Source organism: Streptomyces sp. NPDC031670, assembly GCF_055580545.1.
On the sequence record NZ_JBVILC010000007.1, the window covers coordinates 218631 to 230732 of the forward strand.

The following is a 12102-nucleotide window of genomic DNA, read 5'->3' on the forward strand; positions in this document are numbered from 1 at the left end:
CCCCCAAAAGCTTGTGGCTGAGCAGAGTTCTCCGGCTGCGGCGGACCCCCTAGGGGCGCGGGGAACCGCGCGACCAGCCCACCACCGGCCCGCAGCCGCGCAACCGGCCTACGCTGCCTCTTCCTCGCGGAGCTGGTCCTCGGAACGCCCCCGCCGCCAGTAACCGACGAAAGTAACGTTCCTGCGGTCGACATGACGCTCATGCACGAAGTGCCGCCGCAGCTCCCGCATGGTGCCGGCCTCCCCGGCGATCCATACGTACGGGTCTAGCCCCGGCAGCACCGGCTCCGCCCGCACCGCGTCCAGGACGGAGGGCGCGCCCTCCTCCTTCACCAGCCAGGTGACCGTGGCGTCGGCGGCCGTCGCCAGCGCCATCCGGTCCTCGCTGTACGGCACTTCGAGCCAGACCCGCGCGGGCGTACCGGCCGGCAGCCACTCCAGGATCGCGGAGACGGCGGGCAGTGCCGTCTCGTCGCCCCAGAGCACGACCCCGTCCGTCCCCGCCGGGGGCCGGAAGCGCACCGCCGTGTTGTCGGCGACCGCCGGACCGAGGACCGCCACACGGTCCCCGGGCACGGCGCGCCCGGCCCAGCGGCACGCCGGGCCGCCGTCCTCGTGGAGCGCGAAGTCGATGTCGACCTCGTCGGGGTCACGGCGCTGGTCGCGCAGGGTGTACGAGCGCATCACGGCCCGTACGTCGGCGGGCAGCGCCCGGTACTCCGCGAACCACGTCCGCGGGTCCTCGGCCGGCGGCAGGACGGGCGCGTCCTGGCCGGGGTGCGGCAGGAAGAGCGAGAGGCTCTGGTCCCGGCCGCCGCCCTCGAAGTACGCCAACTGCTCGCCGCCGAAGGTGATCCGCACCAGCGACGGGCCGAGCCGCCGGGTCCGTACCACGCTCAGGTCGAAGAGACGGAAGGGGACGGTGGCGGTCTCGGCTGTCAGCGTCATGGTCAGGCAACCTTCTTCGCGGTCTCGATGGCCTGGGCGAGGGTTTCGAGGATCGGGGCGCACTTGGCGTACGAGTAGATCGGCTCGGTGGTGCGCGGGGTGATCTGGCCGGCCTTGACGGCGGGCAGTCCGGCCCAGGTCGGCTTGGACTTCAGGGAGTCGGGCTGGAGGGCGGTGGAACGGTTGTCCATCATGATCACGTCGGCCTTGTACTTGCCGACGTTCTCCCAGCTCAGCTCCTCGAAGAAGCCCTGCGCGTTGACCTTCGGCTCGACGAACTTCACGCCCAGCTCCTGGAAGTAGGCGGTGTCGGCGGAGGTCTTGGGCGCCGAGACGTAGAACAGGTCGGCGCTGGCGGAGCCGATCATCACCGTGACGTTGGGGTTGGCCCTGGTGGCGGCCTTCAGCCGGGCGGCGGCCTTCTCGAACCGGGCCTTGGCCTCGGTGACCTTGGCGGCCTTGAGGTCGGCGCCCAGGGAGGCGGCGAGGTCGGCGCGGCGCTGGAGGGCGGCGGGCATGCTGAGCTGCGCGGCCCACAGGGCGACGCTGGGGGCGAGCTTGAGGATCTTGTCCTTGCTGTTGTCCGGCACGTACCAGAGGGCGTCCTTCTCCCACATGTCCGTGACGAGCAGGTCGGGGGCGAGGGCTGCGTACTTCTCGACGCTGAACTCGCCCCAGACGTTGCCGAGGATCTCGACCTTGTTGATGTCGAGGTCGCCCGCCTGGACGTCCGGCTTGCCGTCCTTGGTCTTCGTCGGGCCGAACACGGCCTTGACCTCGACGCCGTAGTCGTGGAGGGCGGCGGCGGTGCCGGTGAAGGCCACGATGGTCTTGGGGGTGGACTTCGTCCGCACGGTCTTGCCGCGGTCGTCCTTGAAGGACCAGGGGCCGGACTTCTCCCCGGCCTTCTGCGCGTCGCCCGTCGCGTCGCCCGTTTTCTTGTCGTCGTCGCCGTCCCCGCAGGCGGCCAGCGCGGCCCCGAGGCCGATGGCGCCGCCGGCGGCCAGCAGACCGCGACGGGAAAGGTGGGACGCTCGGGAAAAGGGCATGACGATCCGCTTTCGTGCGTGCCGGGGTCGGCCTCTGGCAGTTCTTGGGTAGGTTAGCCTAACCTCACAAGGATCTGTAGAGGGGGAGCTTGGCCCTGGGCGCTCTGGCGTTCCGGGGGTTGGGGGGGCTCGGACGCGTGGCCACGGGTGCCTATCGCCGCAGCGGGGCGTAGGTGAAGCGGACTTTGTGGGACGCGGTGGGTTCGTAGAGGGTGCGGCAGACGGTGCAGTGCCAGTGCCAGTGGTCGGCGGCGCCGGGGGCGGTGGCGGAGGTGTCCTTCCACAGGGGTGGCCGCGTGGGGCAGGCGGGGCAGGTGGGCGGGGTCACGGTGCCCAGGGTGGGGGTGGGGGGTGCGGGTGCGGGGGGTGTACGGGCCGGGTCCACCCCTTCGGGGGATTTCCCCCGCCCCGCCCCTTCCCTGAACCCTCCGGGGGTGGGGGTGGGTTGAGGCGCCTTCCCGGGGCCCATGGCCCCGGTGCCCCGCTGCCGACCGGGAGCGGACCTGCGGACCGTGCTGGGTTGCTCGCGCAGTTCCCCGCGCCCCTGGGCAGTTAGGGGCGCGGGGAACTGCGCGCTCAGCCAAAGACGGTCCGCAGACGAACTTCGCAGCCCGCCCCGCAGACGCTTCCCGGGCCGAGTCGCAACCCCCTGAGGGGCGCGGGGAACTGCGCGAGCAACCCACCACTCAGCCGCAGACGAAGGCCGGGCACCACGCCTACGCCGGCAAACCGAGTTCCCTCGCGATCAGCATCCGCTGCACCTCACTCGTCCCCTCCCCGATCTCCAGGATCTTGGAGTCCCGCCACATCCGGGCCACCGGGTACTCGTTCATGAAGCCGTACCCGCCGTGGATCTGCGTCGCGTCCCGCGCGTTGTCCACCGCGACCGTGGACGAGTACAGCTTCGCCACCGCCGCCTCCTTCTTGAAGGACTCGCCCCGCACCAGACGGGACGCCGCGTCGCGCCAGCCCACCCGCGCCATGTGTGCCCGCATCTCCATGTCCGCGATCTTGAACTGGATCGCCTGGTTGTCCCCGATGGGACGGCCGAAGGCGTGGCGCTCGCGCGCGTACTTCACCGACTCGTCGACGCAGCCCTGCGCCAGCCCCGTGGCCAGCGCGGAGATCGCGACACGGCCCTCGTCGAGGATGCGCAGGAACTGGGCGTAGCCCCGGCCCTCCTCGCCCAGGAGGTTGGCCGCCGGGACGCGGACGTCCACGAAGGACAGCTCGCGGGTGTCCGAGGCGTTCCACCCCACCTTCGAGTACGGCGCGGCCACCGTGAAGCCCGGCGTCCCGGACGGGACGATGATCGAGGAGATCAGCGGGCGTCCGTCGGGCTTGCGGCCGGTCACGGCCGTGACCGTCACCAGGCCCGTGACATCCGTACCGGAGTTGGTGATGAAGCACTTGGTGCCGTTGATGACCCACTCGTCGCCGTCGCGCACCGCCGTCGTGCGCGTGCCTCCCGCGTCCGAGCCGCAGTCCGGCTCGGTCAGACCGAACGCGCCCAGCGTCTCCCCGGCGCAGAGCTTGGGCAGCCACTCCCGCTTCTGCTCCTCCGTACCGAACCGGAACACCGGCATCGCCCCGAGCGAGACCCCCGCCTCCAGGGTGATGGCCACCGAGGAGTCGACCCGCGCCAGCTCCTCCAGCGCGATGCCCAGCGCCAGGTAGTCGCCGCCCATGCCCCCGTACTCCTCGGGGAAGGGCAGTCCGAACAGGCCCATACGGCCCATCTCGCGGACGATCTCGTACGGGAACTCGTGGCGCTCGTAGAAGTCGCCGATCTTGGGGGCGACGACGTCGTGCGCGAACTCCTCGACCGTACGGCGGAGTTCTTCGTGCTCGTCGGAGAGCCGGTGGTCAAGGGACATGGGGGGTCACTCCTTGTGGGAGTCGGGGGAGAGGGCGCGGACGGTGCGGGACGGGCTCGGCCGTCCCAGCTGCTCGGCGAGCCACACGCTGGTGGCGGTGAGCCTGCCGAGGTCGACCCCGGTGTCGATACCGAGGCCCTGGAGCATCCACACGAGGTCTTCGGTGGCGAGGTTTCCGGTGGCGGACTTGGCGTACGGACAGCCGCCCAGGCCGCCCGCCGAGGCGTCGACCGTGGTGACGCCGTGCTGGAGGGCCGCGAGGGTGTTGGCGAGCGCCTGACCGTAGGTGTCGTGGAAGTGCACCCCGATCGCGGAGGTCGCCACGCCCTCCTCGTTGAGCGCCGTCAGCAGGATCTGGACATGGGCCGGGGTCGCGACCCCGATCGTGTCCCCGAGACTCAGCTCGTCGCAGCCCAGGTCCATGAGGGACTTGGCGACGCGGACGACCTGCTGGACGGGGACGGCTCCCTCCCACGGGTCGCCGAAGCACATCGACAGATAGCCCCGGACATGGACCCGCTGCTCCTTCGCGCGGGCCACGACCGGCGCGAACATCGCCAGCGACTCGTCCACCGTACGGTTCAGATTGGCCTTGGCGAAGGACTCCGTGGCGCTGGCGAAGACCGCGATCCGGTCGGCGCCCAGCGCGAGCGCCCGGTCCAGGCCGCGCTCGTTGGGCACCAGGACCGGCAGCGCCACGCCCGCGATGTCCCCGAGCATCGGGAAGAGCCGCTCGGCGTCGGCCAGTTGGGGCACCCACTTGGGGTGGACGAAGCTGGTCGCCTCGATGGTGGTCAGGCCCGCGTCCGCGAGGCGGCGCACGAACTCGGCCTTGACCTCGGTGGGGACGACGGCCTTCTCGTTCTGGAGCCCGTCGCGGGCCCCGACCTCGTGGATGCGCACCGAGGCGGGCAGGCCCGGCGCCGGTACGACCATGGGGAGCGTCACTGGTCCTCCTCCTTCGGGGTCACCACGGCCAGCACCTGGTCCATGGCGACGGTCGAGCCGGGGGAGACGTCCAGCTCGGTGACGGTGCCGGCGTGCGGGGCGGAGATGACGTGCTCCATTTTCATCGCCTCGACCACCAGCAGGCTCTGGCCCGCCGCGACCTCGTCCCCGACGGCCACCTTGACGACGGTGACGGTGCCGGGCATCGGGGCGGCCAGGGTGTCCGCGCCGCCGCGCGCGGCGCCGCCGAGGCTCGCCGCGACCGGGTCGTGGTCCAGCACATGCCAGCTGTCCCCGTCCCGCCCCAGCCAGGTCCCCTCCGGGGAGGAGGCGGTGGTGAAGGTGTGGGTGACACCGTCGAGTTCCACCCGGACGTGTCCGGGGGCGACCTGTCCGGCGGCCTCGCCCCGCACCACATGAGTGACGGGTTCGAGTCCCGGTACCCGGAACGGGAACGCCAGCGGGGCCGGTTCGCCGCCGATGCGCCAGCCGCTCGGCACCGCGAACGGGTCCAGCCATCCGCCGGCGGCCGTCGGCCGCAGGGCCTCCTGCCGTACCAGCGCCGCCGCCGCGTACACCTCGTCCGGCACACCGTCCGGGACCAGGGTGTCGGCCTCGCGCTCGACCAGGCCCGTGTCGAGGTCGCCCGCGACCACGGCCGGATGGGCGAGCAGCCGGCGCAGGAAGCCCGCGTTGGTGGGCACGCCCAGGGTGACCGTGTCGGCCAGCGCGGCGCGCAGCCGGCGCAGGGCAGTGGCGCGGTCCGGTCCGTATGCGATGACCTTGGAGAGCATCGGGTCGTAGAGGCTGCCGACCTCGGTGCCCTCGCTCAGGCCCGAGTCCGTGCGCACCCCGTCGCCCTGGGGCTCGCGCAGCGCCAGGACCGTACCCCCCGAGGGCAGGAAGCCCCGGGCGGGGTCCTCGGCGCAGATCCGGGCCTCCACGGCGTGGCCGGTCAGGGTGATGTCCTGCTGTCCGAACGGCAGGTGTTCGCCGGAGGCGACCCGCACCTGCCACTCCACCAGGTCCAGCCCGGTGATCAGCTCGGTGACCGGGTGCTCGACCTGGAGGCGGGTGTTCATCTCCATGAAGTAGTACGAGGAGGGGTCGTTGCCCGGGACGATGAACTCGACCGTGCCCGCGCCCGCGTAGCCGCAGGAGCGGGCCGCCTGGACCGCCGCCTCGCCCATGGCGGCCCGGGTCTCCTCGTCGAGGAGGACCGAGGGGGCCTCCTCGATGATCTTCTGGTGGCGGCGCTGGAGGGAGCACTCGCGCTCGCCGAGGTGCACCACGTTGCCGTGGCCGTCCGCGAGGACCTGGATCTCGATGTGGCGGGGGCGGTCGACCCACCGCTCCACCAGGAGCGTGTCGTCGCCGAAGGAGGCGCGCGCCTCGCGCCGGGCGGCGGCGATCTCGTCGGCGAGGGCCGCCTCCTCGCGGACCAGCCGCATGCCCTTGCCGCCGCCGCCCGCGCTGGGCTTCAGCAGGACCGGCATCCCGATCTCGCGGGCCGCGTCGGCGAGTTGGCCGTCGCTCAGGCCGCTGCCGGAGGAGCCGGGCACGACCGGGACGCCGGCCGCCTTCACGGTCTCCTTGGCCCGGATCTTGTCGCCCATCAGGGAGATGGCGTCCGCCGGGGGGCCGATGAAGACCAGGCCCGCTTCGGCGCACGCGCGCGCGAAGGCCGCGTTCTCGGCGAGGAAGCCGTAGCCCGGGTGGACGGCCTGGGCGCCGCTGCGCGCCGCCGCCGCAAGGAGCCGGTCGATGGAGAGGTAGCTCTCGGACGCCGCCGCCGGGCCGATCCGCACGGCCGTGTCGGCCTCGCGCACATGGCGGGCGTCCGCGTCCGCGTCGCTGAACACCGCGACCGAGCGCACCCCGAGGGCGCGCAGGGTGCGGATGACACGGACGGCGATCTCGCCCCGGTTGGCGACGAGGACTGTGTCGAACATCGTCATGGTCCGCCTCACATCCGGAAGACGCCGAAGCCGGGCGCCGAGTAGTCCCGCTGGGGGAGGGGGGCGTTGGCACAGGCCGTCAGGGCGAGCCCGAGGACCTGGCGGGTGTCCGTCGGGTCGATGACCCCGTCGTCCCACAGCCGGGCCGACGCGTAGTAGGCGTTGCCCTGCTGCTCGTACTGCGCGCGGATGGGGTCCTTGAAGGACTCCTCCTCCTCGGCGGGCCAGGACTCGCCGCGCGCCTCCAACTGGTCGCGCTTGACGGTGGCCAGCACCGAGGCGGCCTGCTCACCGCCCATCACGGAGATCTTGGCGTTGGGCCACATCCACAGGAAGCGCGGCGAGTACGCCCGGCCGCACATCGAGTAGTTCCCCGCCCCGTACGACCCGCCGACCACGACCGTCAGCTTGGGGACGCGAGTGCAGGCCACGGCGGTGACCATCTTGGCGCCGTGCTTGGCGATGCCCCCCGCCTCGTAGTCCCGGCCGACCATGAAGCCCGAGATGTTCTGGAGGAAGACCAGCGGGATGCCGCGCTGGTCGCACAGCTCGATGAAGTGGGCGCCCTTCTGGGCGGACTCGGAGAACAGGATGCCGTTGTTGGCGACGATGCCGACCGGGTGGCCGTGGATCCGGGCGAAGCCGGTGACCAGCGTCTGCCCGAACTCGGACTTGAACTCCTGGAAGCGCGAGCCGTCGACCACGCGCGCGATGACCTCGCGGACGTCGTACGGCGTGCGCGAGTCGACCGGGACCGCCCCGTACAGCCCCAAGGGGTCGACCTTCGGCTCCTCCACCGGCTCGACGCTCCAGGGCAGCTCCCCGCGCGCGGGGAGGGTGGCGACGATGGTGCGGACGATGCGCAGCGCGTGCGCGTCGTCCTCGGCGAGGTGGTCGGTGACGCCGGAGGTGCGCGAGTGGACCTCGCCGCCGCCCAGCTCCTCGGCGGTGACGACCTCACCGGTGGCGGCCTTCACCAGCGGCGGCCCGCCGAGGAAGATCGTGCCCTGGTTGCGGACGATCACGGCCTCGTCGCTCATCGCCGGGACGTAGGCCCCGCCGGCCGTGCAGGAGCCGAGAACCGCCGCGATCTGCGGGATCCCGGCGCCCGACATCCGGGCCTGGTTGTAGAAGATCCGCCCGAAGTGGTCCCGGTCGGGGAAGACCTCGTCCTGCATCGGCAGGAAGGCGCCGCCGGAGTCGACCAGGTACAGACACGGCAGCCGGTTCTCCAGGGCCACCTCCTGGGCGCGCAGGTGCTTCTTCACCGTCATCGGGTAGTACGTGCCGCCCTTGACCGTGGCGTCGTTGGCCACGATCACGCACTCGCGACCGCTGACCCGCCCGATCCCGGCGATCACCCCGGCGGCGGGGGCCTGGCCCCCGTACATCCCGTCCGCCGCCAGCGGCGCCAGCTCCAGGAAGGGCGAGCCGGGGTCGAGCAGGGTGTCGACCCGGTCGCGCGGCAGCAGCTTGCCGCGCGCGACATGGCGCTCGCGGGCCCGCTCGCCGCCGCCGAGGCGCGCCGCGGCCAGTCTGGCGCGCAGCTCCTCGCCGAGGGTGCGGTGCGCCTCCTCGTTGGCCCGCCATGCCTCGGACGCGGGATCGGCCGCGCTCCCAAGGACCGGTGCCTGCTGCATCGTGTCGAGCCCCCTTGCCCGTACGAAGTCTCCGGCGGAGTCTTCCGGTGAGATCTCCGGCCGGATGTTAATGACCGTTAACTCATTTCCACCAGGTTAACGAGCGCTAACCGCGTTGTCTAGAATGAATTCCCATGAGCACCCGGACCGATGCCCCCACCCGCCGCGAGCAGATCCTGCGCGAGGCCGCGCGCCTCTTCGCCGAGCGCGGCTTCCACGGCGTGGGCGTCGACGAGATAGGCGCGGCCGTCGGCATCAGCGGTCCCGGCCTCTACCGGCACTTCGCGGGCAAGGACGCGATGCTGGCGGAGCTGCTGGTCGGGATCAGCGGGCGGCTCTACGACGGCGGGCGCAAGCGGGTCGCCGAGGCGGACGGGGGCCCCGAGGCGGTCCTCGGCTCGCTCATCGACGGCCACATCGACTTCGCCCTGGACGACCGGGCGCTCATCACCCTCCACGACCGGGAGCTGGACCGGCTGCGCGACAGCGACCGCAAGCTGGTGCGCCAGCTCCAGCGGCAGTACGTGGAGCTGTGGGTCGCGGTCGTCCGCGAGCTGTACCCGCACGGCTCCGAGGCCGAGGTCCGCGCCGCCGTCCACGCGGTGTTCGGCCTGCTCAACTCGACCCCGCACCTGGGCTCGTACGGGGCGGGGCTGCCGGGGCGCGCCGCCACGGAGGCGCTGCTGCGGCGCCTGGCGCACGGGGCGTTCGCGGCGCTCGCGAACTGAGCCCCCACGCGCGCGTGAACGGGTGCGCGAGGGAGGCGCGAGGGGTGCTTCCCCGCGCCCGTGGCCGCACGTCCACTGCGCGGACGACGGCGCCGGGTGCCGCGCGCGGGGGCAGAATGGGGCGCATGCCGATACCCAGCCGTGCCGCTCTCGTCGACCACCTCGTCCGCACCCGTATCGCCGGAGACGTCGCCACCCCCCGCGACAACAACCTCTCCCACTACCGCAAGCTCGCCAACGGCGACCGCCACTACTGGCTGGGCCTGGAGCTGGGCGAGCGCTGGAGCGACGAGCAGGACGTGCTCGCCGTGATGGCCGAGCGCTGCGGCGTCGTCGACGACCCCGGGCACCGCACCGGCCAGGACACCATCGACCCGGAGCTGACGGTCGACGCGCTGGAGCGGATGGCGGCACGGCTGCGGAAGGCGGTGGCGGGCAATCAGCGGGTGCTCTTCGCCACCGGCCACCCCGGTGCGCTCATCGACGTGCACAGCCGGACCGCGGCGGCGCTGCGGGCGGCCGGGTGCGAGATCGTGCGCATCCCGGACGGGGTGACGGCCGACGAGGGCTGTGTGGTGCAGTTCGCGGACGTCTCGCTGTACGAGCGGGGCGCGTCCCTGTGGCACACGCACTCGCCCGCGCCCATGGCGGCGATCCTGGACGCGCTGGAGCGGGAGGGACGGGCGCTGCCCGATCTGGTCGTCGCGGACCACGGGTGGGCCGGGTGCGCCGCCCAGCGCGGGATCGACGCGGTCGGGTACGCCGACTGCAACGACCCCGCGCTGTTCCTGGCGGAGGCGGAGGGGACGCTTCAGGTCGCGGTCCCGCTGGACGACCACGTGGTGGACCCGCGCTACTACGAGCCCATGACCGAATACCTGCTGGCTGCGGCCGAGTTGGTCTGAGGCCGTCCCTAAAGGGGCCGCGGGACCCTGACCACGCCCTCCTGGACCACCGTCACCGCCAGGCGGCCGTCCTGGGTGTAGATGCGGGCCTGGCCCAGGCCCCGGCCCGCCGAGGCCGAGGGGGACTCCTGGTCGTACAGGAGCCACTCGTCGGCCCGGAACGGGCGGTGGAACCACATCGCGTGGTCCAGCGACGCGCCCACCACGTCCCCGACCGCCCAGCCGCCCCGGCCGTGCGCGAGCAGCACCGAGTCGAGCAGCGTCATGTCGGAGACGTAGGTGGCCAGCGCGATGTGCAGCAGGGGGTCGTCCGCGAGCTTGCCGTTCGTACGGAACCAGACCTGCGAGCGCGGCTCGCGCGGGGTGCCGGCGCTGGCCCACGGCGGTGCGTCCGCGTAGCGCAGGTCGACGGCCGCGCGCGCCTCGATCAGGCGCTCGGCGACGTCCGCGGGCAGATGGCGCGGCAGCATCTCGGCCGCGGTCGGCAATGACTCCGGGTCCGGTGCGGGCGGCATGTCCGCCTGGTGCTCCAGCCCTTCCTCGTACTTCTGGAAGGACGCCGAGAGGTGGAAGATCGGCTGGCCGTGCTGGACGGCGACGACCCTGCGGGTGGTGAAGGAGCGGCCGTCGCGGATGCGGTCGACCAGGTAGACGATCGGCGCGCCCGGGTCCCCCGCACGCAGGAAGTACGCGTGCAGGGAATGCGGCGTCGGGGTCTCGGCGGGAACGGTGCGGCCCGCGGCGACCAGCGCCTGGGCCGCGACCTGTCCGCCGAAGACGCGCGGGACGAGCGCCGAGCGGGAGCGGCCCCGGAAGTAGTCCCGCTCGATCTGCTCCAGGTCGAGCAGATCGAGCAGGGCATCCAGAGCCTCGGTCACAGACCCATGTCCTTGGCGATGATCGACTTCATGATCTCGCTGGTGCCGCCGTAGATCCGGTTGACGCGGTTGTCGGCGTACAGACGGGCGATCGGGTACTCGTTCATGAAGCCGTAGCCGCCGTGCAGCTGGAGGCAGCGGTCGATGACGCGGTGGGCGACCTCGGTGCAGAACAGCTTGGCGGAGGCGGCCTCGGCCGGGGTCAGCTCGCCCGCGTCGAGGGCTTCGAGGGCGCGGTCGGCGACCGCCTCGGCGGCGTCCACCTCGGCCTGGCAGGCGGCCAGTTCGAACTTGGTGTTCTGGAAGTGCGCGACCGGCTTGCCGAAGACGGTGCGCTCCTGGACGTACTCCTTGGCGAACCGGACGGCCGCCTTGGCCTGCGCGTAGGCGCCGAAGGCGATGCCCCAGCGCTCGGAGGCGAGGTTGTGGCCGAGGTAGTAGAAGCCCTTGTTCTCTTCGCCGAGCAGGTCCTCGACGGGGACCTTCACGTCGACGAACGCCAGCTCGGCGGTGTCGGAGGTCTTCAGGCCGAGCTTGTCGAGCTTGCGGCCGATGGAGTAGCCCTCGGACTTGGTGTCGACGGCGAACAGCGAGATGCCGTGGCGGCGGTCCTCGGCGGTGGGCGCGGCGGTGCGGGCGCAGACGATCACGCGGTCGGCGTGGACGCCGCCGGTGATGAAGGTCTTGGCGCCGTTGAGGACGTAGTGCGTGCCGTCCTCGGAGAGCTTCGCGGTGGTCTTCATGCCCGCGAGGTCGGAGCCGGTGCCCGGCTCGGTCATCGCCAGCGCCCACATCTCCTCACCGGAGACGAACTTGGGCAGGAAGCGCTTCTTCTGCTCGTCGCTGGCGAGCATCTTGATGTAGGGCAGGCCCAGCAGCACGTGCACACCGGAGCCGCCGAACTGCACGCCCGCGCGGGCCGTCTCCTCGTACATGACGGCCTCGAACTTGTACGACTCGATGCCGGCGCCGCCGAACTCCTCGTCGACGCGGATGCCGAAGACGCCGAGCTCGGCGAGCTTGTAGTAGAAGTCGCGCGGCGCCTGGCCGGCGGCGAACCACTCGTCGTAGACCGGGACGACCTCGGCCTCGATGAAGGCCCGGATGGTGTCCCGGAACGCCTCGTGGTCCTCGTTGAATACGGTGCGGCGCACGGACGCTCTCCTTCTGA

At 72.1% G+C, this 12102-nt stretch carries 11 protein-coding genes; 2 read left to right on the forward strand and 9 right to left on the reverse strand.

Annotated features, from left to right (window positions below; all coding sequences use genetic code 11):
• Nucleotides 1-108: 108 nt before the first annotated feature.
• From ACZ5ID_RS16130 to ACZ5ID_RS16160, 7 genes are all read right to left on the reverse strand, one after another.
• Nucleotides 109-948 (reverse strand): siderophore-interacting protein, encoded by an 840-nt coding sequence (locus ACZ5ID_RS16130; RefSeq protein ID WP_468897786.1) that lies wholly within the window; start codon nt 946-948, stop codon nt 109-111.
• Between the two features lie 2 nt (nt 949-950).
• Nucleotides 951-1997 carry an ABC transporter substrate-binding protein gene (locus tag ACZ5ID_RS16135; protein ID WP_468897788.1) on the reverse strand — a complete coding sequence of 349 codons (1047 nt, stop codon included), beginning with the start codon at nt 1995-1997 and terminating at the stop codon, nt 951-953.
• A 151-nt stretch (nt 1998-2148) separates the two neighbouring features.
• Nucleotides 2149-2325, reverse strand: a complete 177-nt coding sequence (locus tag ACZ5ID_RS16140; protein ID WP_468897790.1) for a hypothetical protein — start codon at nt 2323-2325, stop codon at nt 2149-2151.
• 388 nt (nt 2326-2713) lie between these two features.
• The gene (locus tag ACZ5ID_RS16145; protein ID WP_468897792.1) at nt 2714-3874 is read right to left on the reverse strand and encodes an acyl-CoA dehydrogenase family protein; all 1161 of its coding nucleotides are present in this window, start codon (nt 3872-3874) and stop codon (nt 2714-2716) included.
• Nucleotides 3875-3880: 6 nt separating this feature from the next.
• Nucleotides 3881-4810 (reverse strand): hydroxymethylglutaryl-CoA lyase, encoded by a 930-nt coding sequence (locus tag ACZ5ID_RS16150; RefSeq protein WP_468897981.1) that lies wholly within the window; start codon nt 4808-4810, stop codon nt 3881-3883.
• 8 nt (nt 4811-4818) lie between these two features.
• Nucleotides 4819-6774 (reverse strand): acetyl/propionyl/methylcrotonyl-CoA carboxylase subunit alpha, encoded by a 1956-nt coding sequence (locus ACZ5ID_RS16155; protein WP_468897983.1) that lies wholly within the window; start codon nt 6772-6774, stop codon nt 4819-4821.
• A gap of 14 nt (nt 6775-6788) precedes the next feature.
• Complete coding sequence (locus ACZ5ID_RS16160; protein ID WP_468897794.1) at nt 6789-8420, reverse strand: carboxyl transferase domain-containing protein; 1632 nt, start codon at nt 8418-8420, stop codon at nt 6789-6791.
• Nucleotides 8421-8554: 134 nt separating this feature from the next.
• Here ACZ5ID_RS16160 and ACZ5ID_RS16165 point away from each other — a divergent pair, with 134 nt between their 5' ends.
• Both ACZ5ID_RS16165 and ACZ5ID_RS16170 read left to right on the forward strand, forming a co-directional pair.
• A complete protein-coding gene (locus tag ACZ5ID_RS16165; protein WP_406551535.1) occupies nt 8555-9148 on the forward strand; it encodes an SACE_7040 family transcriptional regulator in 594 nt (197 codons plus the stop codon).
• Between the two features lie 125 nt (nt 9149-9273).
• Nucleotides 9274-10053, forward strand: a complete 780-nt coding sequence (locus ACZ5ID_RS16170; RefSeq protein ID WP_468897796.1) for a phosphatase — start codon at nt 9274-9276, stop codon at nt 10051-10053.
• Between the two features lie 8 nt (nt 10054-10061).
• Here ACZ5ID_RS16170 and ACZ5ID_RS16175 read toward each other — a convergent pair whose 3' ends face one another.
• Nucleotides 10062-10931 carry an acyl-CoA thioesterase gene (locus tag ACZ5ID_RS16175; protein ID WP_468897798.1) on the reverse strand — a complete coding sequence of 290 codons (870 nt, stop codon included), beginning with the start codon at nt 10929-10931 and terminating at the stop codon, nt 10062-10064.
• On the reverse strand, nt 10928-12085 hold the full coding sequence (locus ACZ5ID_RS16180; protein ID WP_468897800.1) for an acyl-CoA dehydrogenase family protein: 1158 nt from the start codon (nt 12083-12085) through the stop codon (nt 10928-10930). The genes ACZ5ID_RS16175 and ACZ5ID_RS16180 overlap by 4 nt, the downstream gene beginning before the upstream one ends.
• Nucleotides 12086-12102 lie beyond the last annotated feature (17 nt).